Source organism: Constrictibacter sp. MBR-5, assembly GCF_040549485.1.
Classification (GTDB): Bacteria; Pseudomonadota; Alphaproteobacteria; order JAJUGE01; family JAJUGE01; genus Constrictibacter.
In genome coordinates, this window is the sequence record NZ_JBEPTK010000004.1 from 434,166 (window position 1) to 457,778 (window position 23,613).

Sequence of the window (23,613 nt, forward strand, 5' to 3'; positions counted from 1 at the left end):
CGGCTCCCATCGTCGGAAGGATGAGCCGGGCGCAGCCCGACGGCGCGGGCACGTTAGCCGTGCCGCCTGACAGGCGCGTGACGATCGGAAGACAGGCTCGTCTCAGAACGGCCGGATCAGGGCCGCTGGCTGGCGACGCCCTCGATGATCTCGACCGCGTCGTCCTCCGCCCCCTCGCTGCCCAGGCCAGGGCGGGCGCGGGCGACGGAGCGGGACAGCAGGAGAACGGGAATCAGGCCGACCGCGACGATGGCCAGGGCGGCCGTCGACGCCTCGGCGAGCCGCTCGTCCTTGGCGAGGTGATAGGCCTGCACGGCGAGCGTGTCGAAGTTGAAGGGCCGCAGCAGCAGCGTCGCCGGCAGTTCCTTCATCGTGTCGACGAAGACGATCAGCCACGCCGTGAGAAGGCTGCCGCCCATGATCGGCGCGTGGACCGTCAGGGCGGTGCGCAGCGTGCCGGAGCCGAGCGACCGGGCGGCGGCGTCGATCGACGGCGAGATCTTGGTCAGGCTCGCCTCCACGGTCTGGAGCGACACCGCCAGGAACCGCACCAGACAGGCGAAGACGACGCCGGCGATCGTCCCGGTAAGCAGCAGCCCCGTGGAAATGCCGAACGTGGATCGCATCCAGGCGTCGACCGTGTTGTCGAACATCGCGAACGGAATGAGCGTGCCGACGGCGATGACCGAGCCCGGCACGGCATAGCCCAGGCCCGCCACCCGCACCGCCGTCGTCACCGAGGCGGAACGGTAGCGCCGCACGCCGTAGGCCAGCAGCAGCGACAGCGGCACGGCGAGACAGGCCGTAACGGTGGCCAGCGTCACGCTGTTGCCCACCAGCGCCAGGTAGCGCGGACCGAACTGCGCATCGCCGTCGATGAGCGACAGGTGCAGCAGCAGGATGCCCGGCACCACGAAACCGAGCAGCACGGGCAGTGCGCAGACCAGAGTCGCGGTCCAGGCACGGGCGCCGGTGAGCACGTTCGCCGGCAGCGGCCGATAGCGGATGCTCGTCTGGTGGAAACGCGCCTGGCCGCGGTTCACCCGCTCGAACAGCAACACCAGCGCGACGAACCCCAGCAGCGCCGCCGACAACTGCGCCGCGGCGACCGGGTCGCCGAGCGAGTACCAAGTCCGGTAGATGCCGGTGGTAAAGGTGTTCACGCCGAAATAGGAGACGGTGCCGAAATCGGCGAGCGTCTCCATGAGCGCCAATGCCGAGCCGGCGGCGATGGCCGGCCGCGCCAGCGGCAGCGCCACCCGGCGCAGGCTCTCCCAGCCGGTGCAGCCCAGCGTCCGGCTGACCTCCAGCACGCAGACGCACTGCTCAAGGAAGGCCGCACGCGCGATCAGGTAGACATAGGGATAGTAGACCAGCACGAGCATCGTGACGGCGCCGCCCAGCGACCGCACCTCCGGGAACCAGTAGTCGCGGGTTCGCAAGCCGGTCACGTCGCGGATCAGCGACTGCAGCGGTCCCGCCGCCTGGAGGAAGTCGGTGTAGACATAGGCGAGGACGTAGGCGGGCACCGCGAGCGGCAGGATCAGCGCCCATTCGAGGACGCGGCGTCCCGGGAACCGGTACATCGTCACCAGCCAGGCCGCCCCCGTGCCGACGACGGCGACGCCGGTGCCGGCGCCGACGGCCAGGATGGCGGTGTTGCGCACATACTCGGCCAGGACCGTGTCGGCGAGATGCGCCCATGTCCCCTTCCCCGGGAGGAACAGGTTCGCCAACACCGCGACGATGGGAATCGAAAACAGCGCGGCAAGACCGAACACGGCCGCTCGCAGGCCAAATCCGTCACGCCGCCACTGGATGCGTATGCGCCGTCCGTCGCTCATGGCGTCGGTCTAGGCCGCCCGGGCGCCCGCCGCAAGATGCGATCCGGTCGCACGCCTGCGCCGGCGACCGGATCGACGGCCGCCGAAGCCCATCAGACCTGCAACTGCTGGTAGTTCTCGTAGCCGATCCGCTTGATCAGATCGAGCTGGGTCTCGAGGAAGTCGACGTGATGCTCCTCGTCCGCGAGGATTTCCTTGAACAGGTCCCGCGTCACGTAGTCGGCCACCGTCTCGCAGTGGGCGATCGCCGCGCGAAGGTCCGGAATGGCCTTCTGCTCGACCTTCAGGTCGCACTCCAGGACCTCGCGGACATCCTCGCCGATCATGAGCTTGTTCAGCTCCTGCAGGTTCGGCAGCCCTTCGAGGAAAAGGATACGCTCGATCAGCTTGTCGGCGTGCTTCATCTCGTCGATCGACTCTTCGTAAGTCTTCTCGCCGAGCTTCTCGAAGCCCCAGTTCTTCAGCATGCGCGCATGCAGGAAATACTGGTTGATCGCGGTCAGTTCGTTGGTGAGGATCGTATTCAGGTGCTTGATGACCTGGGCGTCGCCCTTCATGTCGGCCTGCCTTCCCGTCGGGTACGGCGCTGAACCACGCCTCTCGACGGAGTCATAGTGCCGGGCGGACGGTGTTTCAACATCGGCGGCCGGCCGGGGCGAGCCCCGGCCGGTTAGCTTCTGCGGACGCCGCGTTTCAGTGGGTCGTTTCAGTGGGCCTGCTCGACCAGTCCGTGCTCGCGTGCCCAGAGTGCCGCCTGGGTCCTGTTCTCGACGCCGATCTTGCGCAGCAGGTGGCGGAGCTGTGCCTTGACCGTCGCGTCGGTCGTGCCGAGCGAGCGCGCGATCAGCTTGTTCGACTTGCCTTCGAGCAGGCCGTGCAGGATGTCGACCTCGCGCGGCGTCAGGGTCGCCTTGCGCGGTGTCGACGCCCCCATGCGGCCGCCGATCGACAGGCTGGCGGAGAGGCGCGTCGGAAATACGTTCTCGCCGAGCGCGACCAGGCCGATGGCCTGGGCCAGCGCCGCCGGCGACATGTCGGTCAGCAGGTAGCCACCGATGCCGCTCTCCAGCGCCTGGATCATGTCGCCTGGTTCGGCGCGGCTCGACAGGACGACGGCGGAGACGTCCGGCCAGCGGCGGGCCACTTCTTCCATCCATGCCCAGGCGCGCATGCCGGTACCCGGCGCGTCGAGCAGAACGATGACCTGCGGCGCCCGCCCCATCCGACCCAGGGTCTCGACCGGTGCCGCCGCGTCGGCGACCACCTCGACGCTGGTGTCGGCGAACAGCCGCTTCAGGCCCTCGCGGAACAGCATGTCGCCGCCGACCAGGGCGATCGCCACGCGCTCTTCCGCCTGCGCCCGCATCGGAACGGGCATGTGGGCCACCGGGCGGATGGTCTGATGGACGGCTGCAGGCATGATATCCCTCGCTACTTGCGTTCGGTGGGCTCGTACCCCCAGAACGCAACCGGCGTGCCATGCCTTAATACCAAAGCGCTCGGGCGGCCGCCGGCAGCGTAAGCCGCAGAAATCCGCCATTTCCGAAGAAATTTAGCCAATCCCGCACGGCCTCCGGCCCGCCCGGCCCCGCGAAGTGCGTTGCAAACTGCAATGCGCCCTCGGAATCTACCCGTCCAGTCGGACCGCCGCCTGCCGGCCGAACAGCGTCCAGCCGAGATATCGATAGGTCACGGCCCGGTCGGCCACGAACTCCTGAAAGGCGCGGTACTCGTGGTCGCGCCATCCCGGATAGGAGTGATACTCGTCGAAGACGATCACGGCGCCGGGCAGCAGCCGGCCCGCGAGTCCTTCCAGGACGGTGCGCGTCGAACTGTAGATGTCGCAGTCGACGTGAATGAAGGAGACGGGTCCGGTGACCTCCGCCAGGAACCGCGGCAGCGTCTCCTCGAACCAGCCTGGATGCAGCGTGACGTTGGCCGGCAAAGGCGGTGTGGTCCCGGCGGTGCTGTAGGCGCCGGCCCCTTCGCCGGCGACCCATTCCTCGGGAAGCCCCTGCAAGGAATCGAAGCCGTGCAGATGATCGACCCGATGCGCCAGATAACGCGCGGACACCCCCCAGCGGATGCCGAACTCCAGAAACGCGCCGCCCGCCGGCGCCTGTGCCAGGGCATGGTCCAGCAGCGAGAACCTGCTGCCGAAGCGCGGCGCGTCCGCGGCCTTCTCTCGGAGGTAGGCGTGGCTCTCGACCGTGCCGGCCTGCCGCGGATCCCGCGCCAGCGTCGCCGCCGACACGCGCCGCGCCTCGTCCACCCGGCCCAGTTCCGTCAAAAGGGCCGCATGATGCATGCCCGAGGGCCCGTAGCCGGGCATCAGCCGCACGGCCCGGTCCATCAACTTCTCCGCGGCGGCCGGATCGGTCTCGAAGACGATCTGCGCCAGATGATGCCACGCTCCGCCGAGCCCGGGCTCCGCGTCGACCGCCTGCCGAAACGATACCTCCGCCTCTGCGAGGTCGCCGCGAGACGCCAGTGCCAAGCCCAGACTGTGCCGTGCCACCACGTGCTGCGGCATCAGGTCGAGTGCGCGGCGCAGGCTCGTCACGGCCGCATCGATCTCACCGCCCTGCAACAGGCACTGTCCGAAGTCGGCCCAGGCGTCGGCGTCCCCCGGCGCCAGTTCTGTCGCAGTGGCGAATTCGCGAAGCGCATCCTTCGCATTACCGCCCGCCTGACACGCCATCGCCAGCAGACGCCGGACGGCGGCCTCGCGCGGCCATGTCGGGAGCATTGCGCGGCAGAGCCGTTCGGCTTGTTCGAACCGGCCGGCCCGGAACGCGTCGAACGCGGCGCGGAACTCTGCCGGCGGTGCGGGTGGCGGCGGTCTGTCCAAGATGCCCTTCCTCTCCTGCACGCCCGCCTGCCGAGCAGGGGCGTTGCCTGCCGGCTGCGATGCCGGCACAGTCGAGCCTGCAACGGCCGCGGCGGTCGATCAACCGGGAGACGCCCACATGAAACTCTTCGACCTCACCGGGCGCGTGGCGATCGTCACGGGCGGAAACGGCGGCATCGGCCTCGGGATGGCGCGCGGCATGGCCGACGCCGGGGCCATCATCCTCGTCGCCGGCCGCGATCGCGAGAAGAGCGCCGGGGCGGTGCGCGAGATCGAGCAGGCTGGCGGCAAGGCCGTCGCCGTCGAGGTCGACGTGCTGAAGCCTGAATCCTGCCGGGCGATGATCGACGCCGCGACCGAGCGCTTCGGCCGCCTCGATATCCTCGTGAACAATGCCGGCACCAACATCCGCAAGCAGCCGCAGGAATATTCGCTGGAGGAGTGGCACACCGTCCTGCAGACGAACCTCACCAGCGCCTTCGTCTGCGCCCAGGCGGCCTACCCGGCCATGCTCGCGGCCGGCGGCGGCAAGATCATCAACATCGGGTCGATGATGTCGATCTTCGGCGCATCCTTCGCCGCGCCCTACGCATCCAGCAAGGGCGGCATCGTCCAACTCACCAAGGCGCTGGCCGCCGCATGGGCCAAGGACAACATCCAGGTGAACTCGGTCCTGCCCGGGTGGATCGACACCGCCCTCACGCGCCGGGCGCGCGAAGACGTCGACGGCCTGCACCAGCGGGTGCTCGACCGCACGCCGGCCGGCCGCTGGGGCCTGCCGGAGGACCATGCCGGCATCGCGGTGTTCCTGGCGTCGCCGGCATCGGACTTCGTCACCGGCACGGCGATTCCGGTCGACGGCGGCTTCTCGATCCAAGGCTGACGAAAAAAGGGCCGGCGCTGCCGACCCTCTCCGTCCTCAATCGTCGCGGTACTGCCGCTCCTGGCGCTCGTGGCGTTCCTGCGCCTCGATGCTGAGCGTGGCGATCGGCCGCGCTTCGAGCCGCTTCAGCCCGATCGGCTGGGCGGTCTCCTCGCAGAAGCCGTAGGAACCGTCCTCGATTCGCTTCAGTGCCTCGTCGATCTTGGAGATCAGCTTGCGCGCCCGGTCTCTCGTCCTGAGTTCCAGCGCCCTGTCCGTCTCCAGGGAAGCGCGGTCGGTTATATCGGGCTCGTTCAGGCTCTCCTGCTGCAGATGGCTGAGGGTCTCGGTCGATTCGCGAACGAGCTGATCGCGCCAACGCAGTAGCTTCTGCCTGAAATATTCCTGCTGGAGCGCGTTCATGAACGGCTCCGCATCCGAAGGTTTGTAGTCGTGGGGAAGGGTTACCCGCATCTCCGACTCCCTACCGATCCGGCAGTGGCTTTTTCGGCCGGGAGTATAGGGACGGCGGTGGTCCGGTCAACGACGATAAAGAAGCAGAAAAACGCTGCCCGATTAAGCCTTTATGCCTGCATCTGCAGCTTCGCGAGTTCCACCTGTGCCCGAAGGTCGATGTCGTCGAGGACGCTCTGCAGGCCGGGATCGTCGATCGACTCGCGTGCCTCGGCCACCAGGCGGGCGAGTTCACCCAGCACCGCCTTCGGCAGGGTTCCCGTCAGAAGCCCGACGCGAACCTCGTCGAGGGTGTCGAGCAGGCGACGGCCGCGCTCGCGGGCGCGGCGCTTCCCCGTGAGCGGGTCGTCGACTTCCTGAAGCGCGAGCAGCGCTCCCAGCGGGCTGACCGGCGACGCACCGGCCGCACTGCGTGGCGCAGAGGTGCCGAGATGCGTCGCGAAGCTGCCCGACGAACGTTGCTCGCCGGGGCGGCCGGCCCTGTTGTGGACCGCGGTCGTCGGAGCGCTGGACTCGATCTTCATGAGCGCTGAGCGTGGATCGGGTTCGCCATGCCGTCAAGTTGCGCCCCCGCGGTTAATCTCGGGTTAAGCACGGCAGCATGTTCCGAGTGGGCAGGTAGTTTCTGCCGGGCGGCATGTTCGCCGCCGCTAGGAGTGGCGGAATTCAGCCGTTTTTCCGCTGGCACGGCAATCGCACTCGGGTCGTCGTCACATGACCCGATGCGTCCAGGATTGCCGAATGGCCCCCTCGTCGAACATGACCCACCCATCCTCCACCCGCACCGTCCTCGGTGCGGTGCTGCGGCTGGCGCTGGCGTTCGCCGTGCTGGTGGCCCCGCTGTCCCCAGCGACGGCGCAGTCGCGCATCAAGGACATCGCCGATGTCGAGGGCGTGCGGGACAACATGCTCGTCGGCTACGGCCTGGTGGTCGGCCTCAAGGGGTCGGGGGACCGTCTGAAGAATGCGGTGTTCACCAAGGAGACGCTGATCGGCATGCTGGCGCGTCTCGGCGTCAATACCCGCGACAACTCGCTCGACGCCAAGAACATCGCCGCGGTGATGGTCACCGCCGTGCTGCCCCCCTTCTCCCGCCAGGGCAGCCGCATCGACGTCAACGTCAGCGCCCTCGGCGACGCGTCCAGCCTCCTCGGCGGCACGCTTCTGGTCACACCCCTGCTCGGCGCGGACAGCGAGGTCTATGCCGTCGCCCAGGGCCAGGTGGCCGTGAGCGGCTTCGAGGCCAAGGGCGCCGCGGGCTCGGTCAGCAAGGGCGTTCCGACCAGCGGACGCATCTCAAACGGCGCGATCATCGAGCGTGAGCTCGACTTCGACCTCCAAGAACTGACATCGCTGAAGCTGGCGCTGCGCAACCCCGACTTCACCACGGCCCAGCGCATCGGCCAGGCGATCAACGCGGCCTTCGGCGGCGACATCGCCCTGCCGCTCGACCCGGGCACGGTGCAGCTCACCATTCCGCCCCAGTACCGCGGTCGCAACGTCGAGATGCTGACGATGGTCGAGCAGCTCCGCGTGACGCCGGACCAGGTGGCCAAGGTGGTGATCGACGAGCGCTCGGGAATCATCGTCATGGGCGAAAACGTGCGGATCAGCACCGTCGCCATCGCCCAGGGCAACCTGACGATCCGCATCACAGAGACGCCGCAGGTTTCGCAGCCTCAGCCCTTCGGGCAGGGTCAGACGGCCATCGTGCCGCGCACAGACGTCCAGGTCGACGAGGACGCGGACCGCAAGCTCACCGTCCTGAACGAGGGCGTCAGCCTGCAGGAACTGGTGGACGGCCTCAACGCCCTCGGCATCGGGCCGCGCGACATGATCACGATCCTCCAGACCATCAAGGCCGCCGGCGCGCTGCAGGCCGAGATCGAGGTGATCTGATGGACGCGACCTTCGCCGGCGACATCGCCTCGCTCCGCCTCTCGCAGCCGAAGATGCCCGGGACCGCCGCCAACGCGGGCCCCGAGGCGGCCCGCAAGTCGGCGGAAGACTTCGAGGCCGTCTTCGTCAGCCAGATGGTTTCGCACATGTTCGCCGGCATCAAGGAAGACGCGATGTTCGGCGGCGGGCAGGCGGGCGACATGTACCGCTCGATGCTCAACGAAGAATACGGCCGCGCCATCGCCAAGAGCGGCGGCATCGGCGTGGCCAGTCAGGTCATGCAGCAGATCCTCAAGATGCAGGAAGGAAGCAGCACATGAGCAACAAGGGCATCGTCGGCGAACTGATCGTCGTGACCAGCCGTCTGGTCGACCTGATGGGTCGCGAGGCGGAGATGCTGAAGCAGGGCCGCATCCTGGGTGTGGCGGCACTGCAGACCGAGAAGGGTCAACTGGTCGACGCCTATGCGTCCACCATGGCCGACCTCCGGCGCCAGCCGGCCCTCTATGCCAGCGTCGTCCCGGCACTGCGCGAGGAACTGGTCGAGGCGACGAAGCGTCTGCAGCGGGCAGCCGGCCAGAACGCCATAGCCATCGCCGCCGCGCGCGACGTCAACAACCGCCTGATGGAGACGGTCGTGAGGGCCGCGACCGCCGAGAAGGCGCGCACCCGCGGCTATGCCGAGACGCTCCGCCCGGCGACGCTGGCGCGCCGCGAGGCGGTGTCGATCGCCGTCGATCAGCGTCTCTGATCCCGTCCTGACCGCCGACCGACCGCGGAAACGCTCCCATGTCCCTCAACGTCACGCTCGGTACCGCACTGACCGGCCTTCGCGTCAATCAGAAGGCGATCGAGGTCGCGTCGCAGAACGTCGCGAACGCGAGCACGGTGGGGTATTCGCGTCAGGTCGTGCAGCGCGAGGCCCTGACGACCGGCGGCGTCGGCAGCGGCGTCGGGACGGCGGCGATCAGCCGGACGGTCGACGATTTCCTCGTTCGTGAGATTCGGACCCAGAACGCGGCGGTCGGCGCCGAGACGGTGCGCAGCGACTATCTGTCACGCACCCAGGACATGTTCGGGTCGCTGGCGAACGACACCTCGCTGACGTCGCGCCTGACCGAACTCGCGACCAGCATCGGGGCGCTGGCCAACGAACCCGAGAGTGCGGCGCAGCGGCTGAACCTGGTCCAGGCGGCACAGAGCTTCGCCCTGGCCATGACCGACGCCAGCGGTTCGATCCAGTCGATGCGCCAGGATGTCGAACGCGACATCGACCAGGGCGTAAAGGCGGTCAACGAGCAGCTGCAGATGATCGCCGACCTCAACAAGCAGATCGTCCATCGCCAGGCGCTCGGCGAGAGCCCGAACGAACTTCTCGACAAGCGCGATGCGGCCCTTGCCGCCGCCGCCGAATATGTCGACGTGCAATCCTTCACCCGCGAGAGCGGCGAAGTCGTCCTCTACACCAAGAGCGGCAAGCCTCTGGTCGACGGCTCCGCTCACCTGCTCTCCTACGCCCCGGCGAGCGCCGTGGGGGTCGACACGACCTTCGACGCCATCATGCTCGACGGCAAGCCGGTCGGCGCCTCGCTGCAGTCTGGTAAGCTGACCGCGCTGGTCGAACTGCGCGACAAGACGCTGCCCGGGCTGCAGTCGCAGATGGATGCGCTGGCCGAGAAGGTCCGCGACCAGGTCAACCTCGCCCACAACCGCGGCACCGCCATCCCCGCGCCCGCCGAACTCGAGGGCACCCGCACTTTCGCCGACGTGGATGCCGAGCAGATCACGATCTCCTCGCCGGTGCGCATCGCCGCCGTCGACGAAGCGGGCGTGATCCAGGCCTATACCGACCTGCCCGCAGGCAGCTACACGATCGCCCAGCTGCGCGACGCGGTGAACGGCCAGTTCGGGGGCTCGGTCACCGCGACCGCCGTCGATGGCGGTGGCTTCTCGCTGACGGCCGCCAGCGGCCTCGGCGTATCGGTGGTCGATCTCGCCGGCACCGCGACCGACGCGACGGTGACGCACACCGTCGACGGCGCGACGCGCGAGTATCGCGGCCTGTCGAACTTCCTCGGGCTGAACGACATGTTCGTGACGCCCGGCCGGTCGCCCAGCGACCCGCGCACCGGACTGTCCGGCATGATCGCCGTCCGCGAGGACATCGTCGAGAATCCCTCCGCAGTCGCCCGCGGCCGGCTCGAGACCGGCGTGACCCCGGCGCCGCAGGCCGGCGTGACGGTCGGCCTCACGACGGGAGCCACCGACACGCTGGCCGGGATCGCGGCGGCGCTCGACACGAAGGTGGCGTTCGGATCCATCGGCGGCCTGCCCGCCTTCTCCGGCACCGTCGCGGAGTATGCGACCCAGATCATCTCGGCGAACGCCCAGCAGGCCGCAGGCGCCTCGAACCGCATGGACTATCAGCTGGCGGTGCAGGCCGACCTCTCGAACCGGGCGGCGAGCGTCAGCGGCGTGAGTGTCGACGAGGAGATGGCGAACCTCGTCGCCGCCCAGAACGCCTATGCCGCATCCGCCCGCGTCATCAGCGTCGTCTCGGAGATGCTCGATCTCCTGAACAACCTGCGTTGAGGATCTGAGCCATGAACCGCGTCGCGAACCTCTCGTCGCAGAACCTGTCGCTCGCCCTGCTCCAGCAGACGCAGAGCCGCATCATGGATGCGCAGGTGCAGGTCTCGACCGGGAAGAAGTCCGAGCGCTACATGGGTATCGCGCAGGACTCGGCGCGGCTGCTCAGCCTGAAGTCCGAGCACGCGCGCGTCACCCAGTACATGGCGGGCAACAAGGTCGCGGACATGCGGCTCCAGAAGATGGAGACCAGCGTCGCCGGCGCCATGGACGTCGCCACCAACCTGCGCACGCTCCTCGTCAATGCCACCCAGGACGAGAACGCCACTGCGCTGGCGCTCAACGAGGAAGGTGCCGCGATGCTCGGGCAGGTCGCGAACTACCTGAACACCCAGCTCGACGGCCGCTATCTCTTCGCCGGCAGCCGCACCGACACGCCGCCCGTCGACTTCTCGACGCTCCCCGACGACGGCGTGTTCACCGGCACCGCCAGCGAACTCTATTACGCGGGCGACGATGAGACGATCACGGTGAGAACCGGCGAATCATCGAGCCTGCGCTACGGCGTCACCGCCGACGAGGCTGGGTTCGACAAGCTCGTGCAGGCACTGCAGATCGTCGCGACGATCGACACCAGCGACATCGACGCGGCCCGCACCCGGCTCAACGAGGCGCTCGACCTCGCCAACGAGGCCATCTCCGCCATCCCAGACGTCCGCAGCCGCATCGGCAGCAGCCGTTCGACCCTCGAACTGGCCAACAACCAGCACGACGAGTTCCTGCTCTATGCCGAAGGCGCCATCGGCGACATCGAGAATGTCGACGTCACCGAGGCCGTCACGCGGCTGAGCAGCCATCAGGCGACGCTGGAAGCCTCCTACGCCTCGCTGGCGCGGCTGCAGAGCGTCTCCCTCGTCGACTTCCTCCGTTAACCGCTCCTTCGTTCCTCGAAGGCATCATCGGGACAAACAGGCATGCAGCTCATGACAGCAACCTCGCCCCTCGCAGCGCCGCCTCCCGCCGGCTTCCCCATGGCAAGCACGGAGATGCAACGCATGGAGATCACCACGCCGTTCGGCCCCGTCTCGGTCGACGATGCGGGCATCCTGCGCATTCCGGGCGGAATCCTCGGCTTCGACAGTCTGCACGACTTCGCGCTCGCGCCGATCCCGAACGCCCGGCTCGCGCGCTTCATGATCCTGCAGTCGATGGAGGACCCGTCGGTCTCCTTCATCGTGCTGCCGATGGCGGAGGACGGGCCGATCGCGCCCGCCGATCGCGACGAGGCCTGCGCGATGCTCGGCGCACGGGCGGAGGACGCAGCATTCCTGCTGATCGTGACAGTGCGCTCGGAGAGTGCCAAGCGCACTATGACGGTCAACCTGCGCGCGCCCATCGTCGTCGACACCGGCCGCCGGACAGCCCGCCAGTGCGTCCTCTCGAACAACGGCTATTCCGTCCGCCACCCGCTCTGAGCGGGAGCGGCGGAGCCTGTCACCGGTGCTGCCGCGGGCGGCGGTCGTCGATCACGCTGTAGTCGGCGTCGATGATCAGGCTGTCCCGCCGGCTGCTCCCGCGCAGGCGCCCCGTGACCGCCGCCACGACGAAGCCCAGCGCACCGAGTGTCGCCAGCCCGGCGAGGAAGACGAGCGCGAAGAGCGTGAAGCCGGCCAGCAGGAAGGCTGCGCCGATACCGATCACGCCCAAGATCACGAAGCCGACCGCCTTGCCGGCGACGAGGCCCCAGTCCGTCTGCTTCCGCATGTCGTTCGCTCCGTTCATGCGGAGTGATATGGGATCGCTCCCCCGGCTCTGCGATGGTGGGCGACGCTCTAACGCAGCCAGTCGCCGATCCGCCGGGCGGCCTCGGCCATGTCCTCCGTCGCCCCGGCGAAGGAGAAGCGCATGAACCGCGCCCCGCGGCCGCCGTCGAAATCGATTCCCGGAGTCGCCGCCACGCCCGTCTCCGCGAGCATGCGCGCACAGAAGGCCCTGCTGTCGTTCGTCAGGTGGCCGATGTCGGCATAGAGATAGAACGCCCCGTCGGGCGGCGCGAAGCTGCCGATTCCGGCCTTCGGCAGGGCCTCCAGCAGGATGTCCCGGTTGCGCGCGTAGCGCGCCACGTTCGCATCGAGTTCGGCACTGCACTCGAAAGCCGCCAGCGCGCCGACCTGGGCCAGGCTCGGCGGCGAGATGAAGAGGTTCTGCGACAGCCGCTCGACCGTCTCGACCATGGAGTCGGGCAGCACCATCCAGCCGATCCGCCAGCCGGTCATCGAAAAATATTTCGAGAAGCTGTTGATGACGATTGCATCGCCGGTGGTGGCGAGAGCCGTGGCCGCCTCGGTGCCGTAAGTGATGCCGTGATAGATCTCGTCCGAGATCAGGCGGATTCCGCGGCCGTCGCAGTAGCGCGTCAGGTCGGCCAGTTCGGCGGGCCGGATCATCGAGCCCGTCGGATTGGAGGGGCTCGCCACTACCAGCCCCGCGATCTCGCCGCCAATGCTGTCCAGCACAGCCGGCGTCGGCTGGAAGCGCGTGTCCGGCCCGACCGGGACATGCACCACCTCGATGCCCAGCGCGCCGAGGATGTTGCGGTAGCAGGGATAGCTGGGGTCGGTCAGAACCACCCTGTCGCCCGGGTCGAAGGCGGCAAGGAAGGAGAGCAGGAATGCGGCCGACGATCCGGTGGTCGCCGCGATACGCTCCCACGGCACCGAAACCCCGTAAACGTCGGCATAATGCCGCGCGATGCGCCGGCGCAGGGCGGGCGTCCCCATCGCCTCGGTATAGCCGAGCGGGCCAGAGTCGAGCGCCGACTTCAGGGCGGCGATGGCGCCCTGCGGCGCCCCGCTACTCGGCTGTCCGACTTCCATGTGGAGCACGTCGCCGCCGGCGGCGACGCGCTCGTTCGCGGCACGCATGACCTCCATGACGATGAAGGGGTCGACGCCGCCGCGCCGCGCGATCTTCAGGGCCATCGCCTACCGCCTCACGACGGCGTCGAGTCCGAAGCCGCGCTTGTCGGCCGCCAGGACGCAACTGTCCGGACTGCGCGGCAGGCCTTCCGGGCACGACACCGCATTCAGCACCGACGGTGCCGGCAACCGCTCGACGCGATGGCCGCGCCCCTCGAGCCCCGTCCGCACCGCATCGACGGCCGCCGGCTCGACGAATGTCGCGTCCGGCACGCCGCGATGCTCGACCCGCGCCGCAGCCATCGCGTCGCCCAGCGGCTGTTCGGCGGCAAGAACGCGCGCGGCGACCTCCACGATGGCGGTGGCGGCACCTGGCCCGGAACCGGCACCCAGGAAGAAGAGGACGTTCGAGTTCGGATTCATCGCGAGCATCGGCGAAAGGGCATCGTCGTCGACTGCCGCGTCCGAGGGGATCGCCGGGATGACGCCCGTCCCTTCGGCGACGCGGCCCGCGCCGAACGGGCGCCCCATGGTCAGGCCGCAGGCGACACCGCCGCCCCGCCCGTCGGCTACGACGAACCCGGTCCCGGCCGGACCGCCCCGACGGCTCGCGGCTACCGCGGCGGACGGCGCCGTGTGCCGGTCCGGCCGGTATCCGGCCATCAGCTCGGCCGCCTGGCTTTCGCTGGCCCATCCGGCCACCGGCTCGCTGGAAGCCATCGCCGCCGCCAAGGCGCCGTGCGCCCGGCCGGCGGCCTCCGCCACGAGGTGCGGCCGTTCGCCTTCGCCCGTCCCGCTGAAGCTCCGGCGCGCCATCGCTTCCCACAGCAGCGCCTGATAGGGGCCCTGGGTCTCGAACCAGGGCGTGAACGCCACCCGCGTCGATCCCAGACGCTTCACGATGGGCTCGTCGACGCGCGGTGCGAAGGACGCCAGTTCCGTCCGGTCGAGCCTCCCGCCGAACCGGGCGATTCCCGACAGCAGCCGGTCGGCGACGGGACCGTCGTGCAGTGCGGTCGCCCCGTCCGTCCGGATTGTCGTGAGCGTCGCCGCGAGGTCGGGCTGCACCAGTTCGGCCCCCTCGCCCAGCACCTGCCCGCCGGGCGCGAACACGCCCATGCCGCCCGAAGCGAACAGGCGCGGGTCGGCTTCGGCGAGATCGGTGGCGAAGGCACGCGAGACGCGGTGGCCGAAGCGCGCCAGCGCCTCCGCCGGCGCCACCACTTGGCTCCATCGCTGGCGGCCGTGCAGCCCGTGCAGCACCGCCATGGCGCGGGGCGCGCCCGGCGGAGCCACCTCCGGCTGTCCGGTCGCCGATGGCGGCTGCTTGAAGTTGATCGCCCTGATGGTGGGATCGCGCGCGTCCCAGGCCAGGCAGGTCCCGCCGGCGCCGAGGCTCGCCTGCGAGGGTCGCGTGACCGTCAGCGCGAAATAGAGCGCAACTGCGGCGTCGGCGGCGCTGCCGCCCTGGGCGAGCACGTTGCGCGCGACTTGGGCGGCGCGTGGCTCGTCGGCGGCGACGCCGGCGAAGGGGATCTCGTCCTCGCCGCCCATGTTGGCGGCGGCACACCCGGACAGCAGCAGGGCCAGCGCGGCGAGGCTGCATTGACGGACCCTGGACCGGCCCTTACCTAGCGTGTGGACCGACCGTGCGGCGTGTACCGACGGGAAGGGGCTCTTGCTCAAACGCATCCATTCTCTGATGAGGGCGGCCCTTCTGGCGGCCCTGTTGGTCGGCTTCAGCGGGACGGCGCAGGCCCAGCAGAGGGTGGGGCTGGTCCGCGACGCCGAGATCGAAACTATCATTCGCACCTATGCGACGCCAATCTTCGAGGCAGCCGGTCTCGCGCCGAACGATGTCGACATCCATCTCGTCAACGACGCGAGCCTCAACGCCTTCGTCGCTGGCGGGTTGAACCTCTTTCTCAACACGGGGCTCATCCAGCGGACCAGCGAGCCCGGCCAGCTCATCGGCGTGATCGCCCATGAAACCGGCCACATCGCCGGCGGCCATCTGGTCCGCGTGCGCGACGAGATGGAGAACGCGTCGATTCAGTCGGTGCTGGCGGCGGTGTTGGGCGCCGCCGCCGCGGTGGCGAGCGGCGAGGGCGGCCTCGGCACCGCGATCGCCGCCGGCGGCACCAGCATGGCGATGCGCAATTTCCTGCAGTACAGCCGCGCCCAGGAGTCGGCGGCGGACCATGCCGCGCTGCGCTTCCTCGATCAGACGCAATGGTCGTCGCAGGGGCTCGTGGAGTTTCTCGGAGTGCTGGCAGATCAGGAACTCCTGTCGAGCACGATGCAGGACCCGTACCTCCGCAGCCATCCGATCACGCGGGAGCGCGTCGCCTCCGCCAGGGAACACGCCGTCCGCTCCCCCTACCGCGACGCGCGGTACCCCGAAGCCTTCTACGGCTATCATGCGCGCATGATCGCCAAGCTGGACGGCTTCCTCAATGCGCCGACGACGACCCTGCGAAAGTACCCGGCGAGCGACACGTCGTTGGCAGCGCGGTACGCACGCGCGATCGCCCACTATCGCGCCGCGGACCTGAAGCAGGCCGTCCCGGAGATCGACGCCCTGATCGCCGAGCATCCGAACGACCCCTATTTCCACGAACTGCGCGGCCAGATGCTGTTCGAGAACGGCCGCGCCGCCGAGGCGGTGCCCTCCTACGAGCGGGCGGCACAGCTCCGGCCCGATTCCGCGCTGATACGGCTCGAACTGTCGCGGGCGCTCATCGAATTGGGCGACAGCGCGCGGTTCGAGGAGGCGGAACGGCAGTTGGGCGAGGTCGTCCGGCTCGAGCCGCAGAACGCCGGCGCTTGGCGCCTGCTGGGCATCGCCTATGGCCGCAACGGCGACATCCCGAATGCCTCGCTCGCGCTCGCGGAATCCGCCATGCTGCGTGGGGCGCGCGAGGAGGCACGCTTTCAGGCGGAACGGGCGCGGCGCACCCTGCCCGAAGGGTCGCCGCAATGGCTCCGCGCCGACGATCTGAAGCGCGCCGCCGATCGGCGGCCGAAATAGCGAGACCGCCGATCAAAACCGCCATCGCCGAAGCGGGCCAATAGCCCGCCACCGCCGGTCCACAACATGCCGGCCCATGACAATCGAGGAGTTCGCGTCTATGCGCGTCGTTACAGCCGTCGCATTCCTGGGGGGAGCCGTCGTCGCGCTCGGAGGCGCCGTCGGCGCGACGTGGCTGACGACGCCAGCCCCCGAGCCGACGCCGCCCGCACTTACCGAGGCGGACGTACGCGGCATCGTCCAGGCCTATCTCGCGGAGAAGCCGGATCTCGTGATCGATGCGATCCGCGCGTTTCAGGCGCGCGAGGAGCAACTCGAGGCGGAGAAGCGCAACGAGAGCATCGCCGCGATGTGGGACGAGATCGGCGGCATCGAGACCGACCCGGTCATCGGCAACCCCCAGGGCGACGTGACCCTGGTCGAGTTCTTCGACTATCGCTGCGGCTACTGCAAGCGGATGACGCCCGAGATCAACGCCCTCATCGAGGAGGACCCGAAGGTCCGGATCGTGATGAAGGAGTTCCCGATCCTCGGCCCCGAGTCGATCATCGCCTCTCGCGTCGCGCTGGCTGCGAAGATGCAGGACCGCTACGCCCAGGTCCACGACGCGCTCATGAACCACCGCGGCGAACTCGACGCGGAGGCGATCTACGCGATCGCCGAGGGCGAAGGCCTCGACATGGAGAAGCTGCGTGCCGACATGCAGCACCCGGACGTCGACGCGACGCTGCGCCGGAACATGGAACTGGCCGACGCGCTGAACATCCGTGGAACCCCGGCATTCATCACCCGCAACGGAATCACCCCCGGCGCCGTGAGCCGCAGCACGCTGCGGGACATGCTGGCCAGCGCACGCAAGGGCAACAGCTGACGGTCGCGCACCGCACGATTCTGCGGTTCACGATGTTGACACCTGCGCCGCCCTCCGCCAAAGGTGGGCGCGCACTCGAACGGCGCGGAGGGAGTTGGCCGTCTGATGACCCTGGGTCTCCACGAAAGCCGGCTGCGGCAGCGCAGGCGGCGCCGTCTGGCGATCATCAAGTGGGTCTTCATGCTCGCGGTCTTCGCCGTCCTGGGCTTCTGGGCCTATAGGACCGGCGCATTCCTCGCCGAGCGCGAAGTACGCGAGCTGCGGACCGAGATCGACCGGCTCACCGCGGCGCTGGTCGATATCCGCCAGGAGCGCGAAGCACTCGCCGCAGGGATCGAGGCGGCCCGTCAGCGCGAGGCGGAATGGCAGACCCGCTACCGCCAGGACGTCCCCACCGGGCAGGCCAAGGAGATTTTCCAGCTCGCCCAGCAGCGCATCGCACAGGGCGTGTCCGCGGATCGGCTGGCCTTCGTCATCGGCGCCACCGACGCCAAGGACAATTGCGCCGGCCGACCGGATACGCGCCGCTTCATCCTCCCGACGGCGAACTCCAGCGGTGGCAACGACACGATCGCCTTCGCCGACGGAACCATCCGGATCACCGGCGAGGGCCAGTCGGCGATCGGTCCGAGCGGCAGCCCGCACGGCTATTACGATCCGGCCAAGCCCGTCACGATCCGGTTCATCCAGCTCGGAGGACGGACGTCGGAGGTGTCCGGGATCCTGCCGCTGACCCACTCCGTCGTTCAGAACAAGCGGGAATACCGCTTTACCATCGCCGCAGGCGACCCGCGCGGCTTCGTCTACGTCACCGCAGACGACTGCGCCTTTCCCTGATCAGGCGCCGGCAGCCGCAGTGACCGGCGCGCGCGCGGTGGAACCGGCCCTGATGTCGGCGAACCAGTCGCGCTCCGCCTCCAGGCGCCGGAGTTCGAGCTCCATCCAGCCGGGCACGTAGGGCCAGTCGCATGCGCATCGGCGAATCGCCTCGCGCAGATGGGCGATCTCCGTGCCGTAGCTCGCGATCACTCCGTCGAGCTGTGTCTCCTGCTCCTGTCGGGACAGCAGGTCGAGAAAGCACACCTTCAGAGCAACGGTATTCGGATCGAGTTGGCCCGACGTACCCTGCATCGGGCGCAGCAGCAGTTCGTGCAGCAGCGTCTGACCTGTGTCGGTGATCGCGTAGCGCGTGGTGTCCCAGCCTCGCCCCGCCCCTTCCTTCTCGATGAGTCCGCGGTTCAGCAGTTCGTCCAGGTTCATCGCGATCACATCCGATGTCGGCTGCCATGCGCGCCCGACGATGTGCTTGACCAGCGACACGATCTCCATGCCGAGCGCCGGCGCCCGGCAGACGACGCCCAGGATCGCGAGTTGCGTCGCTCCCTTGGCGTCCGGTGTTCCAAGACCGCTGGCGATCATCCGATCCTCCATACCCCGCCGGCCGAACCGGCGAGATCTCCGCCGAAGATGCCGACGGCGCAGAATATGGCCCGCCTCATCGGCGGTTGGAAGGGCGCGAAACCGCACGGCTGGCTCGACGGCCGCCGCCTCAGTTCCAGCCGATCACCTGCCCGACCGAAGAGGCGATCAGCATCACCCCCGAGACAGCCAGCAGGCAGAGCACGATCCTGCGGAAAGCGACATCCGCGATGCCCTTGTAGAGCCGCGCGCCGAGCCAGGACGGAATCAGCACGGCGGCGGCGACCACGCCGAACAGCGGCAGCAGATCCGCGGTGACGAGGCCCGACGCCGTGTAGACCGCCAGCGTGCAGGATAGGATCGCGAGATTGAACGTCTGGATGAGCGCGCGTTCGATGTCCTTGCCGTAGCCGCGCATGGTGATCCACAGCGTCGGAATCGGGCCGCTCACGCCACCGATTCCGCCCATGATGCCGCCCATCACGCCGATCACGCCGTCGGCCGCCCGCCCGCCCGCGGTGACCCGCGGCAGGCTGCGGATGGTCAGCATCGTCGGGCACCAGAGGACCAGGAATGTTCCCAGCCCGAACTTGAACGTGTGGGGATCGAGATAGGGCAGCACCCGCACCCCGATCGGAATGCCGATCAACCCCCCGATGAGATAAGGCGCCGCACGCCGCGCGTCGAAGCGCAGGCGTGTCGAAATGGCGCCCATCACCTGGCCGGTCGTGGCGCCGAACACGACCAGCACGGCCGCCACCGCGGGATCCAGCACCCACGCCCAGATAGACATCGCCACCAGGGCGAATGCGAACCCCGAAAGGCCCTGGATGAAGCCACCGATGACGGCGCCGATCACGACGACGGCGTAAACAAGAGCCATACTAGGAAGTCCCCGCAGACGGACGACGTCCTATGCAGAGATCGGGCCGTCTCGATTATGCTACGATACGATGGGTCACGCTGTGATGAGATCGCGGAACTGCGGATGCGTGACCAGCTTGTTGATCAAGTTCTGAACGGCCGGGTAGTACGCCTCCGCCGTCTGCTTGCATGCCGTGTCGGCAACGAACCCACTTCGGAACGCGTAATGTTCCGAGACGACGACCGACCGGCCGTTCGATGAGCTCACCCGCAAGGTGATATCCCACGTTCCTCCGGTCAGTCCAGTCATCGAAGAAAAGGCCAGGGATTCGACGGCACCGGACAACGTCACGCGCGGAGTTGCCGCGTCAAACATTCCCGCCACCTTGAGTTCGTCCATTAGGGCCTTCTGGACATAGCCTTCGAAGGTCATGCCGTCCGGAAGGCCGATCGGGCCCGCCGCGCGGCAGCCCGGGTCGAAGCCCACGGGGCCGGTGAAGGGGCCGACATTGACGTTTCCGACATTAAGCGCCTTCAGTGCGACGTTGTTGTCCGCGGAGATGCTGTAGCGCTGAGGCGTGTAGGTCGAACAGCCAGCCACGACGAACAATAGGACAGCGACCAAACACTTCTTCATAGAAAGACATCCTGGCGGCGCGAAACTCGCGCATGGGTTGCGTGCGACAGGAGCGGACCTGCCGTGGTTCGAGTCCGTCCGCCGTCTGGGGAGTTGGCTCGCTGGCCTCAAAATGCCCTTCCGCTCGCGCCGCGGGATTCGCTGAAATCCGGACGCAGTTCGAAGCGGCATTCCGATTGCCTTATCCTCTAATGCACGTGTGCCGTGCAAGATTGAAGGCCGCGTCCGCGACAGGGCCATCGGCATTTTTCTCGCCGCAGGCCACATTGCCGCCACGATCGGGGTGTTTGATGTGAATACGGGAGCGGGGCGCGGGCGATACCGTCGAACCACGTGAACCTCTCTTTCGGGAGAGTCCCGCTCCTGTGACGGCCGGCGTTCCCCCCCCAACGCCGGCCGTCACGCATTTCTACCCCCCGATCTTCTCGAACCCACTGCGCTCATCGTGCCCGCATTGCCCTCGGCGCCCTCCTCGGCCAGGATCGCCGCGATTCGGGACGAGCAGGAGCGGGACGATGGCGACTGAAGGTCGGCTGGCGGGCAAGGTGGCGATCGTGACCGGTGCGGCGCCGCGCGGCGAGGGCATCGGCAACGGAACGGCGGCGGCACTGCTGTTCGCCCGCGAGGGGGCCAAGGTCGTGCTGGTCAACCGCAGCGCCGAGCGCGGCCGGGCGCTGGCCGACCGAATCGCGGCCGAGGGCGGCGAGGCCGCCGTGTTCGCCGGCGACGTCAGCGAGACCGGCACCGCCGACGCCATGGCCGCCTTCGCGACCGAGCGGTTCGGCGGCGTCGACATCCTGCACAACAATGTCGGGATCGGCGGTCCGGGGACTGCGGAGACCGCCTCGCTCGAGCAGTGGAACGAGATGTTCCAGGTGAACCTCACCGGCACCCTGCTCTGCATCCGCGCCTGCCTGCCCGAAATGCGCAAGCGCGGCGGCGGATCGATCATCAACATCTCGTCGATCGCCGGGGCCACCGGGCTGATGCGCGAGACCGGTGCCGTCGCCTACACGACGACCAAGGCCGGCCTGCATGGCCTCACCCTGTCGGTCGCCGCCGACTATGCGGCCGAGGGCATCCGCTGCAACTGCATCATCGTCGGCACGGTGTTCACGCCGATGGTCGGCCACTATGACGAGGCCGCCCGCGAGCGACGGCGCCGCGGCGTACCGCTGCAGACCGAGGGCACCGGCTGGGACATCGGCTGGGCCGCCGTCTATCTCGCCAGCGACGAGTCGCGCTGGGTGACCGGGGCGCTCATCCCCGTCGACGGCGGCTTCCTGGCGCTGCGCAACTGGCCACGCTGACCTTCAGCCCTCGACGAGCCTGGTGAACCGGACCGCGCGCTGTCCCTTGCGGGCGCGGTGGTTCGGCATCAGTAGGATGCAGTCATCATAGGGCGTGCGGATCTCGCGGCCGTCGTCGGTGGCGACCAGCGCGCCCGCCTTCGGGAAATGCTCGAACCCGATGAAGTTCTCGGCGAAGCGGAACGAGTCGGTCTGCGCGGCGATGCCGTCCGTCACGTCCATCATCCGCTGGCGCGGCGGCTGCTTCACCGTCAGGTGCTGCTGGGCGAAATCCGCGTCGACCACATCCAGCGCCTTGAGGAAATAGAGTGACGTGTCGAGCGCCACGTCGCCGGCCGACTTCTCCCAATGCTGGCCGCACTCGACCAACAGTGCCGCGCGGCCGTTGGACGTATCGTTGAACGGCGTGTATTCGATGATCCGCCGCCCCGGCGCGAACACAGGCCCGCACGCGATCGCCGCGGGATATCCGACCTTGCGCGCCAGGTCCCGCTCCTTCTGCAGGCCGTAGCAGAGCGTCACCGGCTCGTGCCGCGTTCCCATGGAGTGCAGGTCGAGCAGATAGTCCACCTCATGGAAGAGCGGCCGCAGCGTGCGCGCCCGCCGCAGGTCCGCGGTGTCGCGCGGCCCGTCCAACTGGTCCTCCGTCCAGACGCGGTTGATATCCTCCTCGACGAAGCGCGAGGCGTTCGGATTGGTCGGATCCCAGCGGGCATGCGCCTCCGGATTGACGAAGGCGAGCGTCAGCTTGCCCTGCGGCGGCCGGATTCCCTGGCGGAAGAGGAAATCCACGGCGATCGCGCCGCAGATCTCGTTGCCGTGGGTCAAGGCGCAGACCATGACGTGCGGCCCCGGCCGGCCCGAATCGAAGGTGTGGACATAGTCGATGCCGACATTCCCCTGCCGGTAGGGAGAAATATCCGGCGCCGTCAGTTCGATCGGGTAGGTGTTTGCGTTCTTGTCGCTCAAATCGCGTCCTCCGCATGGATGCCCCATTCCGGCGGGCCGGACGCGCGGCGTCAAGGATGGCGTGGCGGCCGACGGGCACTGCGGGTCGTGGCCCCGATTGATCCCGCCTCCTGCTGTGCTAGGGTCCGCCCCCGATTTTCCCGCAGGAAGTCACGCCCCGTGCCCGATTCGGATCTCCTCCCCACGCTCCAGCGGATCGCCGATGCGCTGGAGCGGCTCGCACCGCCGCCGCCCGCCGCAACCGTCGTCACCGCGGCCGACGCCTTCATCTGGCATCCGGGCGGCCGCCTCGAGCCGGTGCCCAAGGTCAGCCGGGTGGAGATCGGCCTACTGCGCGGCGTTGACCATGTTCGCGAGACCCTGCTCGACAACACGCGGCGCTTCGCCCAGGGCCTGCCGGCCAACAACGCCCTCCTCTGGGGCGCGCGCGGCATGGGCAAGAGCTCGCTCGTCAAGGCGGCGCATGCCCAGGTGAACCAGGAGGCTCCCGGCGCCCTCGCCCTGGTCGAGATCCACCGCGAGGACCTCGCAACGCTTCCCGACCTGCTGCACATCCTGCGCGAGACCGACCGGCGCTGGGTTCTGTTCTGCGACGACCTGTCCTTCGACGGCGGCGACGCCAGCTACAAGTCGCTGAAGGCCGTGCTGGAGGGCGGACTCGAGGGCCGGCCGGCCAACGTGATCTTCTACGCCACGTCTAACCGGCGACACCTGATGCCGCGCGACATGATCGAGAACGAGCGCGCCACCGCGATCAACCCCGGCGAAGCGGTCGAGGAGAAGGTTTCGCTGTCCGACCGCTTCGGCCTGTGGCTCGGTTTCCACACCTGTGACCACGACACCTACCTCTCGATGGTCTCCGGCTACTGTGCGCGCTACGGCCTCGCGATCTCGGACGAGGAGCTGCGGCGTGAGGCGAACGAATGGTCCATGACGCGCGGCGGTCGCTCGGGCCGTGTCGCGTGGCAGTTCGTACAGGATCTCGCCGGCCGGCTCGGCAAGCCGCTGAACTGAGGGCCGATGGCGGCGCCGCGACGGCGGCGCTCGCCTGGACCGGCGCCGCCGGCCGGTGACA

25 protein-coding genes are annotated in these 23,613 nt (G+C 68.6%); 12 read left to right on the forward strand and 13 right to left on the reverse strand.

The window, feature by feature from the left end:
- Positions 1-116: 116 nt before the first annotated feature.
- The 4 genes from ABIE65_RS12115 to ABIE65_RS12130 form a co-directional block, all read right to left on the reverse strand.
- Positions 117-1,844 (reverse strand): ABC transporter permease, encoded by a 1,728-nt coding sequence (locus ABIE65_RS12115; protein WP_354077968.1) that lies wholly within the window; start codon positions 1,842-1,844, stop codon positions 117-119.
- A 92-nt stretch (positions 1,845-1,936) separates the two neighbouring features.
- A complete protein-coding gene (bfr, locus tag ABIE65_RS12120; RefSeq protein ID WP_354077969.1) occupies positions 1,937-2,401 on the reverse strand; it encodes a bacterioferritin in 465 nt (154 codons plus the stop codon).
- A 149-nt stretch (positions 2,402-2,550) separates the two neighbouring features.
- Positions 2,551-3,264 (reverse strand): LuxR C-terminal-related transcriptional regulator, encoded by a 714-nt coding sequence (locus ABIE65_RS12125; protein WP_354077970.1) that lies wholly within the window; start codon positions 3,262-3,264, stop codon positions 2,551-2,553.
- 207 nt (positions 3,265-3,471) lie between these two features.
- Complete coding sequence (locus ABIE65_RS12130; RefSeq protein ID WP_354077972.1) at positions 3,472-4,695, reverse strand: tetratricopeptide repeat protein; 1,224 nt, start codon at positions 4,693-4,695, stop codon at positions 3,472-3,474.
- Positions 4,696-4,813: 118 nt separating this feature from the next.
- Between ABIE65_RS12130 and ABIE65_RS12135 the strand changes: the two genes are divergently transcribed.
- Entirely contained in the window at positions 4,814-5,578 is a 765-nt protein-coding gene (locus ABIE65_RS12135) for an SDR family NAD(P)-dependent oxidoreductase (RefSeq protein ID WP_354077973.1), read from the forward strand.
- Positions 5,579-5,614: 36 nt separating this feature from the next.
- On the opposite strand, the gene dksA is transcribed toward ABIE65_RS12135, so the two are convergent.
- The gene (gene dksA / locus ABIE65_RS12140; protein WP_354077974.1) at positions 5,615-6,031 is read right to left on the reverse strand and encodes an RNA polymerase-binding protein DksA; all 417 of its coding nucleotides are present in this window, start codon (positions 6,029-6,031) and stop codon (positions 5,615-5,617) included.
- Positions 6,032-6,141: 110 nt separating this feature from the next.
- Positions 6,142-6,555, reverse strand: a complete 414-nt coding sequence (locus ABIE65_RS12145; protein ID WP_354077975.1) for a flagellar assembly protein FliX — start codon at positions 6,553-6,555, stop codon at positions 6,142-6,144.
- A gap of 217 nt (positions 6,556-6,772) precedes the next feature.
- Here ABIE65_RS12145 and ABIE65_RS12150 point away from each other — a divergent pair, with 217 nt between their 5' ends.
- The 6 genes from ABIE65_RS12150 (at position 6,773) to fliW (ending at position 11,994) form a co-directional block, all read left to right on the forward strand.
- Positions 6,773-7,930: a flagellar basal body P-ring protein FlgI gene (locus ABIE65_RS12150; RefSeq protein ID WP_354077977.1), complete on the forward strand. Its 1,158-nt coding sequence runs from the start codon at positions 6,773-6,775 to the stop codon at positions 7,928-7,930.
- On the forward strand, positions 7,930-8,250 hold the full coding sequence (locus ABIE65_RS12155; RefSeq protein ID WP_354077978.1) for a rod-binding protein: 321 nt from the start codon (positions 7,930-7,932) through the stop codon (positions 8,248-8,250). Before ABIE65_RS12150 ends, ABIE65_RS12155 begins: the two co-directional genes overlap by 1 nt.
- Entirely contained in the window at positions 8,247-8,681 is a 435-nt protein-coding gene (locus ABIE65_RS12160) for a hypothetical protein (protein WP_354077979.1), read from the forward strand. The genes ABIE65_RS12155 and ABIE65_RS12160 overlap by 4 nt, the downstream gene beginning before the upstream one ends.
- A 38-nt stretch (positions 8,682-8,719) precedes the next feature.
- On the forward strand, positions 8,720-10,522 hold the full coding sequence (gene flgK, locus ABIE65_RS12165; RefSeq protein WP_354077980.1) for a flagellar hook-associated protein FlgK: 1,803 nt from the start codon (positions 8,720-8,722) through the stop codon (positions 10,520-10,522).
- 11 nt (positions 10,523-10,533) lie between these two features.
- Entirely contained in the window at positions 10,534-11,451 is a 918-nt protein-coding gene (locus tag ABIE65_RS12170; RefSeq protein ID WP_354077981.1) for a flagellin, read from the forward strand.
- Positions 11,452-11,574: 123 nt separating this feature from the next.
- Positions 11,575-11,994, forward strand: coding sequence for a flagellar assembly protein FliW (gene fliW, locus ABIE65_RS12175; protein ID WP_354077982.1), 420 nt, complete (start codon positions 11,575-11,577; stop codon positions 11,992-11,994).
- Positions 11,995-12,013: 19 nt separating this feature from the next.
- On the opposite strand, the gene ABIE65_RS12180 is transcribed toward fliW, so the two are convergent.
- From ABIE65_RS12180 to ABIE65_RS12190, 3 genes are all read right to left on the reverse strand, one after another.
- The gene (locus ABIE65_RS12180; RefSeq protein WP_354077983.1) at positions 12,014-12,283 is read right to left on the reverse strand and encodes a hypothetical protein; all 270 of its coding nucleotides are present in this window, start codon (positions 12,281-12,283) and stop codon (positions 12,014-12,016) included.
- A gap of 68 nt (positions 12,284-12,351) precedes the next feature.
- Positions 12,352-13,500: a pyridoxal phosphate-dependent aminotransferase gene (locus ABIE65_RS12185; RefSeq protein WP_354077985.1), complete on the reverse strand. Its 1,149-nt coding sequence runs from the start codon at positions 13,498-13,500 to the stop codon at positions 12,352-12,354.
- Positions 13,501-13,503: 3 nt separating this feature from the next.
- A complete protein-coding gene (locus tag ABIE65_RS12190) occupies positions 13,504-15,129 on the reverse strand; it encodes a gamma-glutamyltransferase (RefSeq protein WP_354077986.1) in 1,626 nt (541 codons plus the stop codon).
- Positions 15,130-15,139: 10 nt separating this feature from the next.
- Here ABIE65_RS12190 and ABIE65_RS12195 point away from each other — a divergent pair, with 10 nt between their 5' ends.
- The 3 genes from ABIE65_RS12195 to ABIE65_RS12205 all read left to right on the forward strand — a co-directional run bounded on the left by ABIE65_RS12195 (position 15,140) and on the right by ABIE65_RS12205 (position 18,176).
- Entirely contained in the window at positions 15,140-16,468 is a 1,329-nt protein-coding gene (locus ABIE65_RS12195; RefSeq protein WP_354077987.1) for a M48 family metalloprotease, read from the forward strand.
- Between the two features lie 100 nt (positions 16,469-16,568).
- A complete protein-coding gene (locus ABIE65_RS12200; RefSeq protein WP_354077988.1) occupies positions 16,569-17,339 on the forward strand; it encodes a DsbA family protein in 771 nt (256 codons plus the stop codon).
- 105 nt (positions 17,340-17,444) lie between these two features.
- Complete coding sequence (locus tag ABIE65_RS12205) at positions 17,445-18,176, forward strand: hypothetical protein (RefSeq protein WP_354077989.1); 732 nt, start codon at positions 17,445-17,447, stop codon at positions 18,174-18,176.
- Here the strand turns inward: ABIE65_RS12205 and ABIE65_RS12210 are convergent, their stop codons facing one another.
- The 3 genes from ABIE65_RS12210 to ABIE65_RS12220 all read right to left on the reverse strand — a co-directional run bounded on the left by ABIE65_RS12210 (position 18,177) and on the right by ABIE65_RS12220 (position 20,259).
- A complete protein-coding gene (locus ABIE65_RS12210) occupies positions 18,177-18,758 on the reverse strand; it encodes a hypothetical protein (RefSeq protein ID WP_354077990.1) in 582 nt (193 codons plus the stop codon).
- Positions 18,759-18,888: 130 nt separating this feature from the next.
- The gene (locus ABIE65_RS12215) at positions 18,889-19,641 is read right to left on the reverse strand and encodes a sulfite exporter TauE/SafE family protein (RefSeq protein ID WP_354077991.1); all 753 of its coding nucleotides are present in this window, start codon (positions 19,639-19,641) and stop codon (positions 18,889-18,891) included.
- 75 nt (positions 19,642-19,716) lie between these two features.
- Complete coding sequence (locus ABIE65_RS12220; RefSeq protein ID WP_354077992.1) at positions 19,717-20,259, reverse strand: hypothetical protein; 543 nt, start codon at positions 20,257-20,259, stop codon at positions 19,717-19,719.
- A 515-nt stretch (positions 20,260-20,774) separates the two neighbouring features.
- On the opposite strand from ABIE65_RS12220, the gene ABIE65_RS12225 reads away from it, so the two are divergent.
- Entirely contained in the window at positions 20,775-21,569 is a 795-nt protein-coding gene (locus ABIE65_RS12225) for an SDR family NAD(P)-dependent oxidoreductase (protein WP_354077993.1), read from the forward strand.
- A gap of 3 nt (positions 21,570-21,572) precedes the next feature.
- Here ABIE65_RS12225 and ABIE65_RS12230 read toward each other — a convergent pair whose 3' ends face one another.
- Positions 21,573-22,538 (reverse strand): M14 family metallopeptidase, encoded by a 966-nt coding sequence (locus tag ABIE65_RS12230; RefSeq protein WP_354077994.1) that lies wholly within the window; start codon positions 22,536-22,538, stop codon positions 21,573-21,575.
- A 159-nt stretch (positions 22,539-22,697) separates the two neighbouring features.
- Between ABIE65_RS12230 and ABIE65_RS12235 the strand changes: the two genes are divergently transcribed.
- Positions 22,698-23,552: an ATP-binding protein gene (locus tag ABIE65_RS12235; protein ID WP_354077995.1), complete on the forward strand. Its 855-nt coding sequence runs from the start codon at positions 22,698-22,700 to the stop codon at positions 23,550-23,552.
- Positions 23,553-23,613: the final 61 nt, after the last annotated feature.